The organism is Pseudomonas sp. SWRI99, assembly GCF_014270125.1.
Lineage (GTDB): Bacteria > Pseudomonadota > Gammaproteobacteria > Pseudomonadales > Pseudomonadaceae > Aquipseudomonas > Aquipseudomonas hamedanensis.
Window position 1 is genome coordinate 133,812 of the sequence record NZ_JABWQR010000006.1, and the last position, 21,348, is coordinate 155,159.

The following is a 21,348-nucleotide window of genomic DNA, read 5'->3' on the forward strand; positions in this document are numbered from 1 at the left end:
AAACACGCTTGTGCAAAATCGGCATAGCCATTGTGCGTTGCTGTGCGTTTCCCCGCTAGGCGCGACTGCGTAGCATTGGCCACCTGACGCTTGAGGATGACGGTTGTGATGGAGCTTTTGTTGTACCTGTTGTTTGGCGCCGCCCTGGGCACCTTGGGCGGAATCTTCGGCATCGGCGGTGGCTTGATCGCCATTCCCCTGCTCGGCGTGTGGTTCGGACTGGATCAACAGATCGCCCAAGGCACCGCGCTGGTGATGGTGGTGCCGAACGTGATGCTGGCGCTGTGGCGCTATCACCAACGCAATCGCATCGAACTGCGTCATGCGCTGCCGTTGGCGGCGATGGGCTTTTGCTTTGCCTGGCTCGGTTCGATCTGGGCGGTGGGCATCGATGCGCAAACCATGCGCATCGGCTTTGTCGCGTTTCTGGTGGCGCTGTCGGCTTATAACCTGCTGAAAATGTTCGGCCGGCGACCCGCGCCGAGCGCCGAGATGCGCTATTCCTGGCCGTGGCTCGGCGTGCTTGGCGCAGCGTCCGGGACCATGGGCGGGTTGTTCGGTGTTGGCGGTGCCGTGGTGGCCACGCCTGTGTTGACCAGCCTGTTCGGCACCACGCAAGTGGTGGCGCAAGGTCTGTCGCTGGCGCTGGCATTGCCAAGCACCGGCGTGACCCTGGTCACTTACGCGGTGCACCACGAAGTCGACTGGATGATCGGCTTGCCTTTGGCCATTGGTGGTCTGGCCAGCATCAGTTGGGGCGTGAAAGTCGCCCACGCCTTGCCGGAAAAACTGCTGCGGGGGCTGTTCTGCGGTTTTCTGGTGCTGTGTGCGGTGATGCTCGCGTTTAAAGTTTGAAGCCTTCGACGATGTGCTCGGCCAGGCATTCGGTGATCGGCGACGGATTGTTGAGGTTGCGGATCAGCATGATGCTGGCTTCCGGCAACAACGGCAGGCCTTCGTCGGCACCGAGAATGCGCATGTCCGGGGTGATCAGGCTCTCCAGTTGCGCGGTGATCGCCAGACCCGCGCTGACCACGGCCATCAGCGCCGACAAACTGCTGCTGTTGTAGGCGATGCGGTAATCGCGGCCCATCGCATCCAGCGCATTGCACGCCCACAAACGACAGAAACAATCACTGTTGAACATCGCCAGCGGCAGCGGCGTCTGCTCGTGCGCGCTGAAATTCTGCGCTTCGGCCCAGACAAACCGCTCCTTGCGCAATAGCTGTCCAAGCTCGTTGCCTGGCTCTCGCGTAACGATCGACAAATCCAGATCGGTGCGTTGCAACAACTGCTTGCTCGACTCGCAATGCACTTCGATCTGAATCAGCGGATAGAACTGCGCGAACCGCGACAGGATTCCCGGCAGAAAGCGCATCACGTAATCGTCCGGCGTGCCGATCCGGACGGTGCCGACCATGTGCGGCTCGCGCAAAGTGTTGAACACCTCGCTGTGCAGCTTGAGGATGCGCCGCGCATAGCCGAGCAACACCTGGCCCTCGGCAGTCAGCCGCACCTGGCGGCCGTCGCGCTCAAACAGCTGGCGCTGCAACACGTCTTCTTCCAGCCGCTTCATTTGCATGCTCACCGCCGATTGCGTGCGGTTGACCATTTCGCCGGCTCGGGTGAACCCGCCTTGATCGGCAATGGCGACAAAGGTGCGCAGGACATCGGTATCGATACTGGGGTAGGCGGACAATTGATGAATCTCCGTGATGCATGCCATCAGAAACATTCGTTGGATTGATCTTAGCGCCAGCGCGAGACTCGAGCCATCCACAAAAGGAGGCAACACGATGAAAGGTCAAAGAGAGTATCCAGGCGATGTAGAACAGGCCGGCCACGGCCATATCGTTTCCGATCTGCTGCACAAGTTTAGCCGCTGGTACGAATTGCACCGCGAACGTGAATTGCTGGCCAGTCTCAGCGACGAAGCGTTGAAGGACATCGGCGTCAGTCGTGCCGACGTCGAGCACGAGTCGGTGCGGCCGTTCTGGGACGACCCGATGCATAAATGATCAAGCGAACGCTACACAAACCACTTTCGGCTGAGGTAGGTTGCGAGCAGACAAGGAGATGCTCATGCCCGCGACACTGGCCTTATCCCTCAAACAGGCGCGACGTCTGGCGCTGGCTGCCCAAGGATTCAACGGGCGCCAGCCGCCAACCGTCAACGCTGCGCACCTCAACCGGCTGATCGAGCGGCTGGGCCTGCTGCAAATCGACTCCGTCAACGCCGTGGTGCGCTCGCACTATCTGCCGCTGTTTTCCCGCCTTGGTTCCTATTCCTCTGATTTGCTCGACCAGGCTGCCTGGAGCTCGGGCCGTCGGCGTACGCTTTTCGAATACTGGGGACATGAAGCCTCGTTGCTGCCGCTGTCGATGTATCCGCTGATGCGGTGGCGCATGCAGCGCGCCAGGCGTGGCGAGGACATCTATCAGCAGTTGGCAACGTTCGGCCGCGAGCGGCAGGACGTCATTCGCCGGGTGCTGGGCGCGGTTCAAGAGCAGGGTGCGTTGGGCGCGGGCAGTCTGTCGACCCGCCAGGACAAGGCGGGGCCATGGTGGGACTGGAGTGTGGAAAAGCTTGCGCTGGAATGGTTGTTCGCAACCGGCGAAGTGACGGTGGCGGGGCGGCGTGGTTTTGAGCGTTTGTACGACTTACCCGAGCGGGTGTTTCCCGCAGCAACTTTGCAACAGACAATGCCTGACGAGGCTCAGGCCCAGCGTGGGTTGCTGCTGCACGCGGCGCAAGCGTTGGGCGTCAGTGCGGAAAAAGACCTGCGGGATTATTTCCGCCTGAATCCTGCGGATGCGCGCCCGCGCCTGGCGGAACTGGTGGAGGCGGGTCAATTGCACACCTGCGAAGTTGCCGGTTGGCGGCAGATCGCCTATTGCCTGCCGGAGCCGAAGATACCGCGCAAAGTTTCGGCGAGCGCGCTGCTGTCGCCGTTCGATTCGTTGATCTGGGAGCGCAGCCGCACCGAGCGACTGTTCGATTTTCGCTATCGGCTGGAGATATATACGCCGCAGCACAAACGGGTTTATGGCTATTACGTGTTGCCGTTTTTGCACAACGAGCGGATTGCCGCGCGCGTTGACCTGCGTGCCGAGCGAGCGGCGGGGCAGTTGGCGGTGCATGCGGTGCACGAAGAGGCGCCGGGACTGGACGAGGCGGGGATGCTGGCGCTGGCCTTGAATTTACGGCGGATGGCCGATTGGTTGGGGTTGGCGCGGGTGCAGTTGAATTGTCAGCGCGAGAGTGCGGCTCGGCTGAGGCTGGCATTGGTGTAGGAGCTGCCGAAGGCTGCGATCTTTTGATCTTGATTGTAAAAAACAAAATCAAAAGATCGCAGCCTTCGGCAGCTCCTACACGGGTGCGGTCTAGCGCCGAACCTGCTTCAAGGTCTCGGCAATCAAAAACGCCAACTCCAGCGACTGATCGGCATTCATCCGTGGATCACAGTGGGTGTGATAACGGTCCGACAAGCCATCTTCGGTAATCGGCCGCGCGCCGCCGATGCACTCGGTGACGTTCTGCCCGGTCATCTCGATATGAATGCCGCCAGCGTAACTGCCTTCCGCTTCGTGCACTTGGAAGAACTGTTTTACCTCACCGAGGATCTGCGCAAAGTCGCGGGTCTTGTAGCCGCTGCTGGCCTTGATCGTATTGCCGTGCATCGGGTCGGAACTCCACAGTACCTGTTTGCCTTCACGCTGCACCGCACGGATCAGTGCAGGCAGGTGGTCGCCGACCTTGTTCGCGCCCATCCGCGCGATCAGGTTAAGCCGTCCCGGGTCGTTGTCCGGGTTGAGCACGTCGATCAGACGAATCAGGTCGTCAGGGTTCATGCTTGGGCCTACCTTGACGCCGATCGGGTTGTTCACCCCCCGCAGGAACTCAACGTGGGCGCCGTCGAGCTGACGGGTGCGGTCGCCGATCCACAACATGTGCGCCGAGCAATCGTAGTAATCGTTGGTCAGGCTGTCGCGGCGCACGAAGGCTTCTTCGTAGTTCAGCAGCAAGGCCTCGTGAGCGGTGAAAAAACTGGTTTCGCGCAGTTGCGGCGAACTGTCCATGCCGCAGGCGCGCATGAACGCCAGGGTTTCATCGATGCGGTCGGCGAGGTGGCTGTATTTCTCGGCAAGCGCCGAGTTGGCGATAAAGTCCAGGTTCCACTTGTGCACCTGATGCAGATCGGCAAAGCCGCCCTGGGCGAAGGCGCGCAGCAGGTTCAGGGTTGCGGTGGACTGGTGATAGGACTGCAACAGCCGTTCCGGGTCCGGCACGCGGCTTTTCTCGTCGAAGCCGATGCCATTGACGATGTCGCCACGGTAGGCCGGCAGCGTCACGCCGCCGATGGTCTCGTCATTGGCCGAGCGCGGCTTGGCGAACTGACCGGCCATGCGCCCGACCTTGACCACCGGGCAGCCGGCGGCGAAAGTCATGACAATCGCCATTTGCAGCAGCACTTTGAACGTGTCACGAATTTTCGCCGCAGAGAATTCAGCAAAGCTTTCTGCGCAATCGCCGCCCTGCAGCAGGAACGCCCGGCCCTGAGTGACTTCGGCGAACTGGCGGCGCAGCTCGCGCGCCTCGCCAGCGAACACCAGCGGCGGATAGCTGGCCAGGGTCTGCTCGACCTGGCGCAGGTGCGCGGCGTCGGGGTATTGCGGTTGTTGCTGGATCGGCAAAGCGCGCCAGCTGTCAGGGCTCCACGGTTGGCTCATCACGGTCTCGAAGTTCATACGCAGGGGAACGCCATGGTAGCAGCAATTAGTGCGTGACCTGCTGCTGCCCCTTCGCCGACAATCGGCGCTTTGCCACGGCGCCACAGCGGTGCCATCGCGTCACCGCGCCCGGTGACCATCAGGAGACGAAATGACTGAGGAGCGCGTCGAGCATCTGCTCGCCGAAGTACAGGACGAGTTCGGCGTGATTCGTGTGCTGGAAGTGGCCGATTACCGGTTTCTTGAATTTGGCGATGCGATCGAGCAGAGCTGCGTGTTCACCGCTGATCCGAGCTGGCTGGAGTACGACTACACCCGCGCGATGCTGATTGGCGCGCTGTGCCATGAGCAGCCGGAGAGTGCGCTGTTTCTTGGCCTGGGCGCCGGCACGCTGACCCAGGCGTGCCTGAAGTTTCTCCCGCTGGAAGACGTCGAAGCCATCGAACTGCGCCCCGACGTACCGCGCCTGGCGATCGAATACCTGGGTCTGGATGACGATCCCCGGCTGTACATCCGCGTCGGCGATGCCCTCGAGTTGCTGCCGAGCGCCGAGCCGGCGGACCTGATTTTCGTCGACCTGTATACCGATGTCGGCCCGGGTGTCGGGCATCTGGCGTGGAGTTTCCTCGGCGACTGCCAGAAACGCCTGAATCCGGGCGGCTGGCTGGTGATCAATCAGTGGGCCACCGACGACGGCAAGCCGCTGGGCGCGGCGTTGTTGCGCGGGCTTTACCACCGGCATTACTGGGAACTGCCGGTGAAGGAGGGTAACGTGATTCTGATCGTACCGGCGGATCTCGATCAGGACCTGGATATGCAGGCGCTGACCCAACGGGCCGAGGCGCTGGCGCCGCGGTTGGGGTATTCGTTGCAGTCGTTGATCAAGGCGATTCGCCCGGCGACCTGAAACGAGGGCCGTGCCGGCCCTATCGCGAGCAGGCTCACTCCTACAGGGGATTGCATTCCAAGTGTAGGAGTGAGCCTGCTCGCGATGGCGCCTTGGTAGGCGACAAACTTCTCAAACCCCTTTGAAAACCCCTGGCCGCCGCTCCACCAACGACCGCACCCCCTCCCGGGCATCTTCAGTCGCCAACAACTTCTTCACCAGCACCGGCAACCCCTGCGCTGCCGCCGTCTCACCCTCATACCGCGCCTGCCGTGCCGACAGCAACGTCGCCTGCACCCCCAACGGCGCCTGTCGGGCGATCCGCTCAGCCAGTTCAATGGCTCGCGGCATCAGGTCTTCACTGGCCATCACTTCCTGCACCAGGCCCAGGTGCAACGCGTCATGCGCATCAAACTCATCACCGGTGAGCAGCCAGCGCATCGCATTGCCCCAGCCGGCGATCTGCTGGAAACGTAACGTCGCGCCACCAAACGGAAAGATCCCACGCTGCACTTCCATCTGCGCGAAGCGGGTATTGCTCGCACACAGGTTGATATCAGCGGCCAGCATCAACTCGATGCCGATGGTCAGGCAATAGCCCTGCGCGGCGACGATCACCGGTTTGCTTACCCGTGGCCCGACGAAAACGCCCCACGGATCGCAACCGCCGGTCGGAACCTGCCAGCCTTCGGCCAGAGCGGCACTGGCGTTGACCAGATCGAGCCCGGCGGTAAAGTGCTCGCCGTGGCCAAACACCACGGCCACCCGCGCTTCGCGGTCGGCTTCGAACTCGCCGTAAGCCAGGCTCAGGTCATTGAGCAGATCAAGGTCGAAGGCGTTGCGCTTGGCCGCCCGATCAAGGCCGATCAGGTGCACGTGACCACGACGTTCTCGGCTGACGCGGCCGGCGCAGGGCTGATTCATGGCGAAATCCTCGAACGCGAAGGGCAGGTGCGCGGCGCTTTGCCGCAGGTCGGTGAACCGTTTAAGCGTGATCGCCCGCAGGGACGGGCCTTTGCAAAATAGACCGTTGCGCGATTATCCGCAAAACCCCGTTACACAGCGGTGACACACGGATTGCGGCGATAAAAAAAGCTCCCTTTTTGGGCGAAATCCGGTATAGTGCGCGCCGGCCTTTAACCGGGCCGCGTTTAGGTAGCGCAATTTCCCGAAGTCAGCTTCGGCTGCACGTCCGCATTGCGGGCTCTTCCTTGACGATCCATCTTCATTCATTCGTTTTCGCAAATCCCCGCCGACAAAGCTGCCAGGGCGACTCTTGAGTCTCAACACGGCATGCGCAGCTTTGGAGCATGGGTCTTTGCGGATGCACTTAGAGGCAGACCCATGACCCAGGAAACCGGCGGATTCGCCGCTTTTAATCTTAATCCGAATATTCTTGCAGCCGTCGCAGCGACCGGCTACGAAGAGCCTTCGGCGATTCAGCAGCAATCGATCCCGATCATCATGGCCGGCCAGGACATGATTGGCCAGGCGCAAACCGGTACCGGTAAAACCGCCGCGTTCGCACTGCCTATTCTGCACCGCATCGATCCTGCCAAGCGCGAACCGCAAGCCCTGATCCTGGCGCCAACCCGAGAGTTGGCGCTGCAAGTAGCAACCGCTTTTGAAACCTACGCCAAGCAAATGCCAGGCGTTACTGTCGTGGCCGTTTACGGCGGCGCGCCGATGGGCCCGCAACTCAAGGCAATCCGTAATGGCGCACAGATCGTTGTCGCCACCCCGGGTCGTCTGTGTGACCACCTGCGTCGCGACGAGAAAGTCCTGTCGACCGTGAACCACCTGGTTCTCGACGAAGCTGACGAAATGTTGAAGCTGGGCTTCATGGATGACCTGGAAGTCATCTTCAAGGCTCTGCCAGCGACCCGTCAGACCGTTTTGTTCTCGGCGACCCTGCCGCAGTCGATCCGCGCCATTGCCGAACGCCACCTTCGCGATCCGCAACACGTCAAGATCCAGACCAAGACCCAGACCGTTACCGCGATCGAACAGGCTCACCTGTTGGTTCACGCTGACCAGAAAACCTCGGCCGTGCTCAGCCTGCTGGAAGTCGAAGACTTCGATGCACTGATCATGTTCGTGCGCACCAAGCAAGCGACCCTGGATCTGGCCAGCGCCCTCGACGCCAAAGGCTACAAAGCCGCCGCGTTGAACGGTGACATCGCCCAGAACCAGCGTGAGCGCGTAATCGATTCGCTGAAAGATGGCCGTCTGGACATCGTTGTGGCGACCGACGTTGCTGCCCGTGGTCTGGACGTTCCGCGCATCACTCACGTGTTCAACGTTGACATGCCGTACGATCCGGAATCCTACGTGCACCGTATCGGCCGTACCGGCCGTGCTGGTCGCGAAGGTCGTGCCCTGTTGCTGGTCACGCCACGTGAGCGCCGCATGCTGCAAGTGATCGAGCGTGTGACCGGTCAGAAGGTTGCCGAAGTGCGTCTGCCGGATGCTCAGGCAGTGCTTGATGCGCGCATCAAGAAACTGACCAACAGCCTGTCGCCGCTGGTGGCTGATGCCGAATCGACCCACGGTGATCTGCTCGATCGCCTGACCGCCGACATCGGTTGCACCCCGCGTGCACTGGCCGCTGCGCTGTTGCGCAAGGCTACCAACGGTCAAGCGTTGAACCTGGCAGCGATCGAGAAGGAGCGTCCACTGGTGCCGAACAACGCACCGCGTGGCGACCGTCCTGAGCGTTCCGGCGATCGTCCGGACCGTGGTGACCGCGAGCGTCGCGCGCCAATGCCGCTGGGCGAAGGCCGTGCTCGTTGCCGTACCGCGCTGGGCGCGCGTGACGGTATCGCTGCGAAAAACCTGCTGGGCGCCATCCTCAACGAAGGCGGTCTGGCCCGTGAAGCGATCGGTCGCATCCAGGTGCGTGACAGCTTCAGCCTCGTCGAGCTGCCGGAAGAAGGTCTGGAGAAACTCCTGACCAAGCTGAAGGACACTCGCGTTGCCGGTAAGCAGCTCAAGCTGCGTCGCTACCGCGAAGATTGATCCGCCCTCGGGCTGATTGATCGCACATAAAAAATCCCCGACTGGTTCGGGGATTTTTTTGCTTTTTTTTTGGCTTCTGTGGGAGCGAGCCTGCTCGCGAATGCTTCAACCGAAGCGATAAGTATCCATACCCAACGCCCCCATTGTGAATCCCTGATGCGCCACGCTGAATATCCCACCGGCACCGCGCGCAAAGTACAACGGCAACAAATGCTCATCACTCGGGTGACTGCGCAGCGCATTCGGCGCCTGCTGGCGATAGTCATGCAGCGCCGCTTCATCGTCGGCCGTAAGCTTGTCTATCATCCAGTCACGGAAATCCCGCGCCCACGGCTCGATGCTGTCCGGGCCGGCATGCCAGTCCAGTTCTCGCAGGTTGTGGGTAATGCTGCCGGAGCCGATGATCAGGATGCCTTGTTCGCGCAGGCTCGCCAGCGCACGGCCAACCCGCGTCTGCAATGCCGGTCCGCCGCGACTGGGCAGCGAGACTTGCACCACCGGAACATCCGCCTGCGGGTACATCAGCGACAGGGGTACCCACACGCCATGGTCGAATGGACGTTGCGGATCGAGGCGCGCTGGCAGGTCGTTGGCTGTCAGCAAGTCGGCCACCTCGGCCGCCAACTGCGGATTGCCCGGCGCCGGATACTGCACTTCAAACAACGCGCGGGGAAAACCACCGAAGTCGTGCCAGGTTTCCGGTTGCGAATGGCTGGCGACCAGCAGTTCCTGGCTTTCCCAGTGTGCCGAGACGATGACGATGGCGTCGGGGCGCGGCAGTTCGGCGGCCAGTCGCGTCAATGCCGGGCCACTGGCGCCGGGTTCCAGCGCCAGCATCGGTGAACCATGGGAGATAAACAGGCTGGGAAGCATGCGAGGATTCCTGCGCGTTAAGATGCTTCATCTTCGGTCAGATCGTTCATCTGAATCTAATATAAGTTTTAACGCCTTATCATCGGTTTTTCGGGAGGGATACATGCAGGCTGACTTTTGGCACGAGAAATGGGCTTCAAACCAGATCGGCTTTCACCAACTTGAAGCGAATCCGTACTTGCAGCGCTATTGGCCGCAGCTGGCGCTGACGCCATCGGCGCGTGTGCTGGTGCCGCTGTGCGGGAAAAGCCTGGACCTGCTGTGGCTGGCGGGTCAGGGCCATCAGGTGCTTGGCGTGGAGCTGTCGGATAGGGCCGTTGAGGGCTTTTTCGACGAGCATCGTATCGAGCCGCAGATCAGCGAAGAGGGCGATTTCAAGGTTTGCCGCAGTGATGCCATCGAACTGTGGTGTGGGGATTTCTTCGCGCTGACGGCCCAGGATGCTGCAGGCTGCACGGCGTGGTACGACCGCGCCGCGCTGATCGCCTTACCGGCACCGATGCGTGAACGTTATGCGGCGCATCTCCAGCAAATCCTCGCACCCGGTGTGCAGGGGTTGTTGATCACCCTCGATTACCCTCAGGCGCAAATGCCCGGGCCACCGTTTGCGGTGGATGATCAAGAGGTGCAGCGGTTGTTCAGTCAGGGCTGGCAGGTGCAGAGCCTGGAAGAGCAGGATGTGTTGGCCGAGAGCCCGAGGTTTTCCGATGCGGGGGTGACGTCGTTGGTGGAGCGGGTTTACCGGATTTCCAGCCGATAGTTATGTGCAGGCAGTTCCGGCCTCATCGCGAGCAGGCTCACTCCTACATTGATTTATGGTGGATCAAGGATTATGTGAATACCACAAATCCTGTAGGAGTGAGCCTGCTCGCGATGAGGCCATATCAGGCGCCGAAAAACATCCAGGAAAACGCAAAAAGGCCCGCATCACTGCGGGCCTTGTTTTTACAACCTTGGAATCAACCGCGACGACGCAACGCGTCGATACGCTCTTCCAGTGGCGGGTGGCTCATGAACATGCGGGCGAAGCCCTGCTTGATGCCGCCGTTGATGCCAAAGGCGTTCAGGGTGTCCGGCATGTGCACCGGCATGCCCTGTTCGGCGCGCAGACGTTGCAGGGCGCCGATCATCGCGCTGGTCCCGGCCAGGCGTGCGCCGGCTTCGTCGGCACGGAATTCGCGTTTGCGCGAGAACCACATGACGATGGCGCTGGCGAGGATGCCCAGTACCAGTTCGGCGAAGATGGTTGCCACGTAGTAGGCGATGCCCTGGCCTTCTTCGTTCTTGAAGATCACCTTGTCGACGAAGTTGCCGATGATCCGTGCGAAGAACATCACGAAGGTGTTCACCACGCCCTGGATCAGCGCCAGCGTGACCATGTCACCGTTGGCGACGTGGCCGATCTCGTGGGCCAGAACGGCTTTCACTTCATCCGGCGAAAAGCGCTCCAGCAGGCCCTGGCTGACGGCAACGAGTGCATCGTTCTTGTTCCAGCCGGTGGCGAAGGCATTCGCCTCGTAGGCCGGGAAAATACCGACTTCGGGCATCTTGATCCCGGCTTCGCGGGACAATTGCTCGACGGTTTGCAGCAGCCATTGCTCATGCCGAGTGCGTGGCTGGCTGATGATCTGGGTACCGGTGCTCATCTTCGCCATCCACTTGGAGATGAACAGCGAGAACAGCGAACCGGCAAAACCAAAGACCGCACAGAATACCAGCAGCTGACTGAGGTCGAGGTCGACCCCGTTGGCCGCCATGAACCCGTTGAAGCCGAACAGGCTCAGGGTGATGCTGGCTATCAGCACGACCGCCAGGTTAGTGGCCAAAAACAGCAGGATGCGCATCATGGTTGTAGAAATCTCCTCAAGCTAAAGATGTAGCGTACTGCGGGGTATATAAGGTGCTGCCACGGGCTATTCAACTGAGTGACTATTTCAAACTGTGTCCTACAGCTGATTCTTCGGTGTACAGCACAGCTCCCACGGCAGATTAAGGCATGAACCGCAGCCAGTTGCGCCCCGTCGCCATTGTGTTGTCTGCGCTAAACGGGGCTGAACCGCAAGTGTAGAAGGCATGCACACGTGCGGAATGTAGAAGTGTTGCTGAATCAGACAGTGCGCAACGTTCTGCCGTTGCGCACTGATTGCGAGCTACTGGCGGTAGGATTTGAGGAAATTGCCGATACGGCCGATGGCCATCTCCAGGTCGTCGACGCGGGGCAGGGTGACCACGCGGAAGTGGTCCGGCCATGGCCAGTTGAACGCCGTGCCTTGCACCACCAGCAGCTTCTCGGAAAGCAGCAGATCGAGGACAAATTTCTCGTCATTGTGGATCGGGCAGACTTTCGGGTCGATTTTCGGGAAGGCATACAGCGCGCCCATCGGCTTGACGCAGCTTACCCCCGGAATATCGTTGAGCAGCTCCCAGGTGCGGTTGCGCTGTTCCAGCAGACGGCCCTGTGGCAGCACCAGATCGTTGATGCTCTGGTAACCGCCCAGCGCGGTCTGGATGGCGTGCTGGCTCGGCACGTTGGCGCACAGGCGCATGTTGGCCAGCATGTCGATGCCTTCGATGTAGCTCTGGGCATTGTGTTTCGGCCCCGAGATAGCGATCCAGCCGGAACGGAAGCCGGCCACGCGGTAGGATTTGGACAGGCCGTTGAAGGTCAGGCACAGCAGGTCCGGCGCCAGGGACGCGGTGCAGATGTGCACGGCATCGTCGTAAAGGATCTTGTCGTAGATCTCGTCGGAGAACACCACCAGGTTATGCGCACGGGCGATTTCCAGCATGCCCAGCAGCACTTCCTTCGAATACACCGCACCCGTCGGGTTGTTCGGGTTGATGATCACCATAGCCTTGGTGTTCGGGGTGATCCTGGCCTTGATGTCGGCCAGGTCCGGGAACCAGTCGGCGCCTTCGTCGCACAGGTAATGCACGGCGTTGCCGCCGGCCAGGCTGACGGCCGCCGTCCACAGCGGATAGTCAGGCGCCGGCACCAGCACTTCGTCGCCGTTGTTGAGCAGCGCCTGCAACGACATCACGATCAGCTCGGACACGCCGTTGCCCAGGTAGATGTCTTCGATGCCGACACCTTCGACCTGCTTCTGCTGGTAGTACTGCATCACCGCCTTGCGCGCGCTGAACAGACCTTTGGAATCGCTGTAGCCTTGTGCGGTCGGCAGGTTGCGGATCACATCCTGAAGGATTTCATCAGGCGCTTCGAAACCGAACGGTGCCGGGTTGCCGATGTTCAGCTTGAGGATGCGCTGGCCTTCCTCTTCCAGTCGTTTGGCGTGCTTGAGCACCGGACCGCGAATGTCGTAGCAGACGTTGGCGAGCTTGTTCGATTTGCTGAACTGCATGGCGATGTGATCCCGAAAATGAACGATCCAGACGGCGAATGGACAACCGTGCTGGGATTCCTGTGTTTTCACACAGGCGGACGTCTTGAGCCGTGGCTCCCACAATCCGTTTGAATGCGCCCGGTCTGACTGCCAGACTGGTGCGTGACGAGGCGCAATCATACGTGCCGCCCGATCCGTGGAAAAGGTACAGATCGGGCTTTTTCAGCCGCTGAGGTGTGATGATGGAAAAGTTGCAAAAACCCCTGGAAGAATGGAAAGCCATGCTCGACCCCGAGCAGTACAACGTGTGCCGTCTGAGCGCGACCGAGCGACCGTTTTCGGGCAAATACAACGACACCAAAACCGACGGTGTCTACCACTGCGTCTGCTGCAATGAGCCGCTGTTCGACTCCGCGACCAAGTTCGATTCCGGCTGCGGCTGGCCGAGCTTCTATCAGCCGATCGGCGCAAGCGCGATGACCGAAATCCGCGATACCAGCCACGGCATGATTCGTACTGAAGTGAAATGCGCGCGCTGCGATGCGCATCTGGGCCATGTGTTCCCGGACGGCCCGCCGCCAACCGGCCTGCGTTATTGCATCAACTCGGTGTGCCTGAATCTCGAGCCGCGCGAGTAAGGGACAAGGCGACAGGGGGTCGCCTTTCGGATAATTAAATTGCACACAATTTAATTGCTCGCTATGTTTGGTCTTTCCCGACTTCCTGCGGAGCCCGCACCATGAGCGACAACCTGCTGAATATTCCCTGCACCACGATCCAGGGTGAGCAAAAGACCTTGGCCGATTTCGCCGGCAAAGCGGTGCTGGTGGTCAACACCGCGAGCAAGTGCGGTTTCACCCCACAGTACAAAGGCCTCGAAGCCCTGTGGCAAACCTACAAGGATCAGGGGCTGGTGGTTTTGGGCTTTCCCTGCAACCAGTTCGGCAAACAGGAACCGGGTAACGAGGGCGCGATCAGCGAATTCTGCGAGCTGAATTTCGGCGTCAGTTTCCCCCTGTTCAAAAAGGTGGAGGTCAACGGTGCCGGTGCTCATCCGTTGTTCGTGCAGTTGAAGAAGCGCGCCCCGGGCGTACTCGGTTCCCAAGGCATCAAGTGGAACTTCACCAAATTCCTGATCGGCAAGGACGGCCAGGTGGTCAAGCGTTTCGCCCCGGCGACCAAGCCGCAGGACCTGAGCCGCGAGATCGAAGCCCTGCTCAAATGAGCGTCGATTCGCTGAAGCTCGACAGCCAGCTGTGCTTCAAGCTGTACGCCGCGTCCCGCGCGGTGATTCGCGCCTACAAGCCGATGCTCGATCAGCTTGGTCTGACGTATCCGCAGTATCTGGCGATGCTGGTGTTGTGGGAGTGGCAGGAGACCGCCCCGGAGCAACCGACGGTCAAGGCCCTGGGCGAGCGTCTGGCGCTGGACTCCGGCACGCTGACGCCCTTGCTCAAGCGTCTGGAGCAGTTGCACCTGGTGCAGCGCCAGCGCTCGGCCCGCGATGAACGCGAAGTGCATTTGAGCCTGACCGCTGCCGGACAGGCGTTGCGTGCGCAGGTCGGACCGTTGAAGGCCCGGCTGCTGTGTGACAGCGGTGTCGATCTGGACCGCCTCAATGATTTGCGCGACGGCCTCGATCACTTGTTGGGACAGATCAAGGCGCTGGCGTAGCCGCAATCCACTGATCGAGCAGCGCTGCCAGTTCTTCGCGGCGAAACGGTTTCGCCAGATAGTCGCTCATGCCCGCGGCCCGGCAGCGCTCGCGCTCCTCGGACATGGCGTTGGCGGTCAGGGCGACAATCGGCAGGTTCGGCCAGCGCCCGCTTTGGCGAATCTGCCGGCTGGCTTCGTAACCATCCATCACCGGCATGTTGCAGTCCATCAACACCAGATCGAATGCGTGGATTTCCAGTTGATCCAGCGCCTCGACACCATGGGCGGCCACCACCACCTCGCAGCCGAGCTTGCCCAGCATGCCCTTGGCCACCAATTGATTGACCGGGTTGTCTTCGACCAGCAAGACCCGTGCGCGGCGCGCGCTGGGCGCCGCCTCGAGGCGCGCATCGTCGGTCGTGGCGGTGTCTGGCTGCAGGGTCCGACGCAAATTCTGATAAAGCGCATTGCGCGCCAGCGGTCGTGCCTGTTGCTGCAACGGGGCGAGGGCGGCCGCCTCTTCGCTGGGCAGGAAACTGCCGTAGGCGGTCACCAGGAGAATCGGTGCGACGATGGTCGGTCGCAGCCCGAACAGGCACTCCGGGCAATCAGTGATCAGCACGTCAGGCTTGAGGCCCAGCAACGAGTCATCGATGGTGCGTTGTTCATATTCGAGGCCCCACACCGGCAGCAAACTCTTCAACAACTCGGCCAGGCCGCTGCTGGCCGCGGTGATCGCCAGGACTTTTCCCTGCAGCGGGGCAGGCGCCAGCGCCCGGGTGTGGCAGGGCAGCGGCAGCTCGGCGCAGAACTGACTGCCGAAACCGGTCTCGGAACTGATGGTCAGGCGCCCCTGCATGGCTTCGCAGAGGTTGTAGGTCAACGCCAGGCCCAGTCCGGTGCCGCCGTACTGGCGAGTGATCCCGGCTCCGGCCTGGGTGAAGGGCTGGAAAATTTTCACCTGGGCTTCCTGGGCGATGCCGATGCCGGTGTCGCAGACTTCGATGCGCACGCCCTCCTGGTAAGTGCTCAGGCGCACGTCCACCCGGCCGAACCGGGTGAATTTCAGCGCGTTGGACAACAGATTGCTGACGATCTGGCGAACCCGGGTCGGATCGCCCAGCACCAGCGCCGGAAAGTGCGGATCGATCAGACAGCTCAATTCGACACTGGGGGCGGCGTTCTGCGACAACAGGTTGGCGGTGTCTTCGATCAGGGCGCCGAGGTCGAACGGAATATGTTCAAGCTCCAGTTGCCCGGCGTCGAACTTCGACAGGTCGAGAATATCGTTGAGCAGTTCTACCAGCACCTTGCCGGAGTCGTGCGCGATCGACAGCTGTTGCTGCTGTTCGGCGTTCAGCGGGCCGTCGAGCGACAGTGCAATCATGCCCAGCAGGCCATTGAGCGGTGTGCGGATCTCGTGGCTCATGTTGGCGAGGAATGCCGAGCGCGCTTCGGCCATTTCCAGCGCGGTGCCGCGGGCGATTTCCAGTTCCTCGTTGGATTGACTGAGCCGGGCGTTGATCGCCTTGAGTTCGGCGGTGCGCGCCGAGACGATGTTTTCCAATTGAGCGAGGTAGTCGGTCAAGCGGTTTTCGGCATTGCGCCGTTGCTGGATCTCGGTCGCGATATTCTCGAACTGCTGGTTGGCGACTTTGACCAGGACACCGATTTCATCATTGCTGTGCCCGGCCGGGCATTCCAGGATGGTCGGCTCCGCGGCGCGCGGATCGCGACCGCTGAGTTCCCGAATCACCCGTACCAGCGGTTTGGTCAGCATCACGTAAAACAGCGCCAGCAGAATCCCGGTCAGGAGCAGGCTGCGGGCGAAACCGTTGAGCAGAGTGACTTCGGCGCGCCGCAGGAACCGACTGCCAAAGGCATAGGTGTCGACTTCCAGGCTCAAGACACCGAGGGCTTCGTTGGGCAAGTGGTCGAGGTACAAGCGGTCTTCGAACTGGCGTTTGGCGCCGAACAGAAAGTCGCTGATCATCCGGTAGCCGCTCTGCAGCTCCGGTCGTTTGACGTTGGCCAGTACCGTGCCGTTGTTGTCGGTCAGCTGTGCAGAAATGATCGCGGGCGAGCGCAGCAGGCCCAGGGTGAGTTCCTGGGCGAGTTCGGCGTCAATGTTATAGGCAATGCGTGACGCCGGATTGTGGCTGATTTCCAGCAACGAGAGGATTTCCCGGTTGATGGACGCGTCTTCGCTGGCATAATCGATACCGATTTGCAGCAGGCTGAGCAGCGTGCCCAGAATGAACCCGACCAGCACGGTAAGCCTGGCTTGCTTGTACGACAGCCGGTGGGTGAATTTGATATCCATGGGGTGTTGAACCACTTCCGTTTCCCTTCGCTGCTCAAGCATAGTCGATCATGTATGGATACCGAGGTTCCCGAATCGCCTTGTAACAAGGCTCGAGGCGGGGATTGGGGTCTGTGTGTCGGCGCTGGATCGTCATCATCACTGTGAACCTGCCCGAGGAAAAGACGTGGATTCCCGATTGAATGCTTTTCTTGAACGCGCCGAGTCGGTTCTGGCGCGAATCGAACCCCTGTTGCCGGCCCCGCGTCCCGTCATTGACTGGCACACGTGCCTGGCGGCGCGCTGGCAGCGTGACGGGCGCAGCGGTTACTTGCTGCCGCTTGAAGTCAGCCTCGACATGCGTCTGTCGGACCTGATCGGCGTCGATCGCCAACTGGAGCAATTGGGCCGCAATACTCAACAGTTCCTTGACGGCATGCCGGCCAACCACGCCTTGCTGTGGGGCTCGCGCGGCACCGGCAAGTCCTCGCTGGTACGCGCGCTGCTCGCTGAACACGCCGGGGCCGGCCTGCGCCTGATCGAGATCGAGCGCGATCATCTCGCCGATTTGCCGCGCGTGGTCGAGCAGATCGCCAAGCTGCCGCAGCGTTTCGTGCTGTTTTGCGATGACTTGTCGTTCGAGTCCGGCGAAGGCGACTACCGCGTCCTCAAAAGCGTGCTCGACGGCTCGCTGGAGCAGGCGCCGGACAACGTCTTGCTGTACGCAACGTCCAACCGCCGGCACCTGGTGCCCGAGAAAGAAAGCGATAACGAAAACTGGAAACGCGTCGACGGTGAACTGCACCCCAGCGAAGCGGTGGAAGACAAGATCGCGCTGTCGGACCGCTTCGGCCTGTGGCTGTCGTTCTACCCGTTTACCCAAGAGCATTTTCTCAACGTCGTCGAACACTGGATCGGCCAGTTGGCCGCCAGGGCCGGCTTGAGCTGGCAGCGCGACGAAGCGCTGGACATCCTTGCGGTGCGCTGGGCAACCAGCCGCGGTAATCGTAACGGACGTTGCGCGTACCAATTCGCCCGATACTGGGTGGGACTGAAATTGTTGGAGCACAAGGCATGATTGATTTGCAACAGAGCGGCCAGGGCCTCGAAGGCTACGGTATGTTGGCCGCACAACTGGAATCGCTGCTGGCGGACGAGCGCGATTTTATCGCCAATGCCGCGCAGTTTTCGGCGTTCCTGTTCAACCAGCTCGACGATCTGAACTGGGCCGGTTTTTATCTCAATCGCGATGACGAGCTGGTGCTCGGTCCGTTCCAGGGTCAGATTGCCTGTGTGCGGATTCCGTTCGGCCGTGGTGTGTGTGGCGCGGCAGCGGCCAGTCGGCAGACCCAACGCGTTGAGGACGTGCATGCCTTCCCCGGTCATATTGCCTGCGACAGTGCCTCGAACAGCGAACTGGTGGTGCCGTTGGTCAAGGACGGCCGCTTGATCGGCGTTCTCGATCTGGACAGCCCGAAGCTCGCCCGTTTCGGTGTCGACGACCAGGCCGGAATCGAGCAGCTCGCAGCGATCTTCCTGCGTCTGACCGACTGCTGATCACGCCGTGAGGCCAGCCTTGTGCAACAGGCTGGCCGGATCCACGGCATCGATTTGCTGCGGATCGAGAAAACGCGTGGCGTAGGCCATGTACACCCCCTCGTTGATGAACAGGCCAAACAAGTCGGCGTCGATATGGGCCTCGCGGCACATGGTGGCCATGATGCCCAGGGCCTCGCTCAAAGACTTGGCTTTCTTGTAGGGCCGATCGGCGGCCGTCAGCGCCTCTAAAATGTCGGCAATCGCCATCATCCGGGCCGGCAGGCTCATGTCTTCGCGCTTCAAGCGTTTGGGGTAACCGGTGCCGTCCATTTTTTCGTGATGGCCGCCGGCGATTTCGGCAATGCTGTCCAGATGCCCGGGGAAGGGCAAGTGGCTGAGCATCATGATGGTCTGCACCATGTGGTGATTGATGATGTAGCGCTCCTCGCGGGTCAGCGTGCCGCGGGCGATGCTCAGGTTGTACAGTTCGCCACGATTGTATTTGTAGCGGGGCACATCGAGCTTGAAACCCCAGGGATTGTCTTCGGGGATCAGCTCACTTGGGTCGCGCTCGACCAGGTGCTCGGGTTTGTCCGCCAACAGCTTTTCCGTGACCGGAAGCACCGGCGCAGACGTACGCGCCTGACGCCGGTTTTCTTCCCATGACACACCGAGGCGGTCGTCCAGGGTGCGCGTCCAGGTACGCTGAGCCAGTTCGCCAAGGCGCTGCAAATCTGCTTCGGCCATGGCCTCGCTGCCCAGGTTACAGCGCGCGACAAAAGCAAAGTCGTCGTCCAGCGCCATCAGCGAGGCATCGCGCAGGCTTGCCAGTGTTGTCTCGTCACCGCCCATTGCCAGCGCTTGCCAATAGCTGATCCAGGCATCGCGCTTGAGCACTTCGAAACGCGTGCGGATCTCGTGGATGCGGTCGTTGATGGTTTCCAGTTTGGTGGCCTTGTCGACCACATATTCCGGGGTCGTGACCTTGCCGCAATCGTGCAGCCAGGCGGCGATGTGCAAGGCTTCCCATTCATCCTCGCTCGGCCGGTACGCGCTGAAGGCGGGATCGTGGCTGGCGGCCGCCGCCTGGGCAAGCATCAGGGTCAGCTCCGGCACGCGCTGACAGTGGCCGCCGGTGTAGGGGCTTTTTGCGTCGATGGCCCCGGCGAGCAATTGGATAAACGCGTCGAGCAATTGCTTCTGTCTGGCTTGCAGGCGTTGGCTTTCAATGCTCACGGCGGCAGCGCCGGAAACCGCCTGGAGGAAGGCGATGCGATCAGGCCGCAGCTTTTCCAGATCGGCCGCGCGGCCACTGTCTTCCACCAGCAACACCAGCAGGCCAATGGTTTCGTCGTGTCGGTTGTGCAGACGGATGCCGATCAGATGGACTCTCGGGGCTGCCATGGCCAGCAGGATTTTCTGCAGATCACCGGCCTGATCGAAACCCAGGTGGCTGACGACGTTATTGGCGCTGACCAACTGTTCGAACCATGCCGGGCCGTTGTTCTTGTGCAAGTCGTGACCCTCGACTTCGAACGCCTCCAGCGCTTGCGGCGTCCCCTCGATCACCAGCCCGTAAGGCTCCATGCGATTGCCATCATTTTCGCGCAGGTAGATCAGGCCTGCCTGCGCCTGAGCGATCTGCACGGTTTCGAAGAGGACCCGTTGCAGCAAAGGGGCGAACCGGGTCTCGGCGCACAAGCTGTCGGTGATGCGAAAGAAACTTCCCAGGGTGTCTTTCATCCGCGCCATCGACAGGCTCAACTGGTCGACTTCAAGCACTGGCGAACGCCGGGCCAGCGGGAAATTGAAGTCGAAACTGCGAATGGCGTCGGCTTCCTTGACCAAGGCGTGCAACGGCTTGACCAGAATCCGCGAGATCACCCAACCCAGTGGCAGGCATAACAGCAAGGTGGCGAGGGTGATCAGCGCGCCCTGCCAGCGCATCCGGTAGGCATCGATCAGCAACTCGTCTTCCGGCACCAGCAGCGCCAACTGCAAGCCTTTCGGTCCGCCCTCCTGAATATGGCTGCGGGCGACAATCCAATGCCGGCCATCGGCATGCAGGCGCATGCCATGGGGCTTGCCGGTCAGCAATGCGTGCAGCGCCGGGCTCAGATCGGTCACCCGGGCCAGGCGCGCGGTGCGGTCGTCAACGATCAAGCGGCTGCTGTCGGGGTAGGCCACGGCATTGCCGTCGGCATCGAACAAGGCGACTTCGGTCGATGGGGTGACGCGATGTTTATCCAGCGTTGCCGACAGCGCGGCCAGTGTCAGGTCGGCGCCGATGACGGCGTTTTCGCCGCTGCGCCGGCCCAGGGTGGTTCCCACCGTATGGGTGGAGAAAAACACATAGGGCTCGGTGGTGATCTGCCCGGTCTGCTGGCGGGCGTCGGTGAACCAGGCTCGCTCGCGCGGGTCGTAGCGGTCTTGCGGATTGTCCCGGCGACTGATCGGCGTCAACGCCTGATCGAAGAACAACGATTGCGAATGCACTTCGCCCTGCGGGCCATGCTCGATGCTCCAGACCTGGTAAGTCGCCGCTTCCGGGGCCTTGAGCAAGGATTTCAGGGCGGCGCTGCGCAGCGGGCGGACCATGAAGAAGTCGCCGTTGGCATAACCCAGATACAAAGAGGCCAGATCCGGATTGTCGGTGAGTGATTGGCTGAACGGCCTGAGCAGTGGCAGGCGTTGGTCGAGGCGCTCGGCCTGAGTCGCCGGGTTCTCGGCGAGCAGGCTCAACAGGTGGCGTATCGGTTGATACGTTGCCTGTAGATCGAGGCGTACATCCTGCTCGATACGGGTGAACAGTTTTTCGCTGCTCGACAGGATGATCTTCGTGGTCTGGTGGTAATTGAACAGCCCCAGCACCACGCCCGTCAGCAACAGCAAAAACGTGAACATGACGCTGATGTGCACGTGCAGCGGTAACCGGCGTTGCTCCGGGCGCAGTGGGCTGGGCATTTCAGGCACTCCATGACGTTTAACTCACTGCTCAG

The 21,348-nt window shown here is 61.2% G+C and carries 19 protein-coding genes; 11 read left to right on the forward strand and 8 right to left on the reverse strand.

Going from position 1 to position 21,348, the window contains the following annotated elements:
• The first annotated feature begins 105 nt into the window (after positions 1-105).
• Positions 106-855, forward strand: a complete 750-nt coding sequence (locus tag HU743_RS07060; RefSeq protein WP_186619158.1) for a TSUP family transporter — start codon at positions 106-108, stop codon at positions 853-855.
• Here HU743_RS07060 and HU743_RS07065 read toward each other — a convergent pair.
• Entirely contained in the window at positions 845-1,699 is an 855-nt protein-coding gene (locus HU743_RS07065; RefSeq protein ID WP_186547174.1) for a LysR substrate-binding domain-containing protein, read from the reverse strand. The genes HU743_RS07060 and HU743_RS07065 overlap by 11 nt on opposite strands.
• Positions 1,700-1,796: 97 nt before the next feature.
• On the opposite strand from HU743_RS07065, the gene HU743_RS07070 reads away from it, so the two are divergent.
• On the forward strand, positions 1,797-2,018 hold the full coding sequence (locus HU743_RS07070; protein WP_186647799.1) for a DUF1127 domain-containing protein: 222 nt from the start codon (positions 1,797-1,799) through the stop codon (positions 2,016-2,018).
• Between the two features lie 64 nt (positions 2,019-2,082).
• Positions 2,083-3,294 (forward strand): winged helix-turn-helix domain-containing protein, encoded by a 1,212-nt coding sequence (locus HU743_RS07075; protein ID WP_186647801.1) that lies wholly within the window; start codon positions 2,083-2,085, stop codon positions 3,292-3,294.
• 90 nt (positions 3,295-3,384) lie between these two features.
• On the opposite strand, the gene HU743_RS07080 is transcribed toward HU743_RS07075, so the two are convergent.
• On the reverse strand, positions 3,385-4,731 hold the full coding sequence (locus HU743_RS07080; RefSeq protein ID WP_038861070.1) for a 3-deoxy-7-phosphoheptulonate synthase class II: 1,347 nt from the start codon (positions 4,729-4,731) through the stop codon (positions 3,385-3,387).
• 151 nt (positions 4,732-4,882) lie between these two features.
• On the opposite strand from HU743_RS07080, the gene HU743_RS07085 reads away from it, so the two are divergent.
• Positions 4,883-5,638 (forward strand): spermidine synthase, encoded by a 756-nt coding sequence (locus tag HU743_RS07085; RefSeq protein WP_186547100.1) that lies wholly within the window; start codon positions 4,883-4,885, stop codon positions 5,636-5,638.
• A 111-nt stretch (positions 5,639-5,749) separates the two neighbouring features.
• Here the strand turns inward: HU743_RS07085 and HU743_RS07090 are convergent, their stop codons facing one another.
• Positions 5,750-6,541 carry a crotonase/enoyl-CoA hydratase family protein gene (locus HU743_RS07090; RefSeq protein WP_186647803.1) on the reverse strand — a complete coding sequence of 264 codons (792 nt, stop codon included), beginning with the start codon at positions 6,539-6,541 and terminating at the stop codon, positions 5,750-5,752.
• A 420-nt stretch (positions 6,542-6,961) separates the two neighbouring features.
• Between HU743_RS07090 and HU743_RS07095 the strand changes: the two genes are divergently transcribed.
• Positions 6,962-8,635, forward strand: coding sequence for a DEAD/DEAH box helicase (locus tag HU743_RS07095; protein WP_186647805.1), 1,674 nt, complete (start codon positions 6,962-6,964; stop codon positions 8,633-8,635).
• Positions 8,636-8,740: 105 nt separating this feature from the next.
• On the opposite strand, the gene HU743_RS07100 is transcribed toward HU743_RS07095, so the two are convergent.
• On the reverse strand, positions 8,741-9,508 hold the full coding sequence (locus HU743_RS07100; RefSeq protein WP_186647807.1) for a class III extradiol ring-cleavage dioxygenase: 768 nt from the start codon (positions 9,506-9,508) through the stop codon (positions 8,741-8,743).
• Between the two features lie 103 nt (positions 9,509-9,611).
• Here HU743_RS07100 and HU743_RS07105 point away from each other — a divergent pair, with 103 nt between their 5' ends.
• A complete protein-coding gene (locus HU743_RS07105; RefSeq protein WP_186647809.1) occupies positions 9,612-10,268 on the forward strand; it encodes a thiopurine S-methyltransferase in 657 nt (218 codons plus the stop codon).
• Between the two features lie 199 nt (positions 10,269-10,467).
• On the opposite strand, the gene htpX is transcribed toward HU743_RS07105, so the two are convergent.
• Positions 10,468-11,355, reverse strand: coding sequence for a protease HtpX (gene htpX, locus HU743_RS07110; RefSeq protein WP_186547105.1), 888 nt, complete (start codon positions 11,353-11,355; stop codon positions 10,468-10,470).
• Between the two features lie 303 nt (positions 11,356-11,658).
• The gene (locus HU743_RS07115) at positions 11,659-12,870 is read right to left on the reverse strand and encodes a pyridoxal phosphate-dependent aminotransferase (protein WP_042607876.1); all 1,212 of its coding nucleotides are present in this window, start codon (positions 12,868-12,870) and stop codon (positions 11,659-11,661) included.
• Positions 12,871-13,094: 224 nt separating this feature from the next.
• Here HU743_RS07115 and msrB point away from each other — a divergent pair, with 224 nt between their 5' ends.
• The 3 genes from msrB (at position 13,095) to HU743_RS07130 (ending at position 14,526) form a co-directional block, all read left to right on the forward strand.
• Entirely contained in the window at positions 13,095-13,490 is a 396-nt protein-coding gene (msrB, locus tag HU743_RS07120) for a peptide-methionine (R)-S-oxide reductase MsrB (protein WP_186647811.1), read from the forward strand.
• Between the two features lie 101 nt (positions 13,491-13,591).
• On the forward strand, positions 13,592-14,077 hold the full coding sequence (locus HU743_RS07125) for a glutathione peroxidase (RefSeq protein ID WP_186547107.1): 486 nt from the start codon (positions 13,592-13,594) through the stop codon (positions 14,075-14,077).
• On the forward strand, positions 14,074-14,526 hold the full coding sequence (locus HU743_RS07130; protein ID WP_186547108.1) for a MarR family transcriptional regulator: 453 nt from the start codon (positions 14,074-14,076) through the stop codon (positions 14,524-14,526). The genes HU743_RS07125 and HU743_RS07130 overlap by 4 nt, the downstream gene beginning before the upstream one ends.
• Here HU743_RS07130 and HU743_RS07135 read toward each other — a convergent pair.
• On the reverse strand, positions 14,510-16,831 hold the full coding sequence (locus tag HU743_RS07135; protein WP_186647813.1) for a response regulator: 2,322 nt from the start codon (positions 16,829-16,831) through the stop codon (positions 14,510-14,512). The two genes, HU743_RS07130 and HU743_RS07135, sit on opposite strands and share 17 nt — an antisense overlap.
• Before the next feature lie 166 nt (positions 16,832-16,997).
• On the opposite strand from HU743_RS07135, the gene HU743_RS07140 reads away from it, so the two are divergent.
• Both HU743_RS07140 and HU743_RS07145 read left to right on the forward strand, forming a co-directional pair.
• Positions 16,998-17,888, forward strand: a complete 891-nt coding sequence (locus HU743_RS07140) for a DUF815 domain-containing protein (RefSeq protein ID WP_186647815.1) — start codon at positions 16,998-17,000, stop codon at positions 17,886-17,888.
• Entirely contained in the window at positions 17,885-18,367 is a 483-nt protein-coding gene (locus HU743_RS07145; protein WP_186638010.1) for a GAF domain-containing protein, read from the forward strand. Before HU743_RS07140 ends, HU743_RS07145 begins: the two co-directional genes overlap by 4 nt.
• On the opposite strand, the gene HU743_RS07150 is transcribed toward HU743_RS07145, so the two are convergent.
• A complete protein-coding gene (locus HU743_RS07150) occupies positions 18,368-21,313 on the reverse strand; it encodes an HD domain-containing phosphohydrolase (protein WP_186647817.1) in 2,946 nt (981 codons plus the stop codon).
• Between the last annotated feature and the right edge of the window lie 35 nt (positions 21,314-21,348).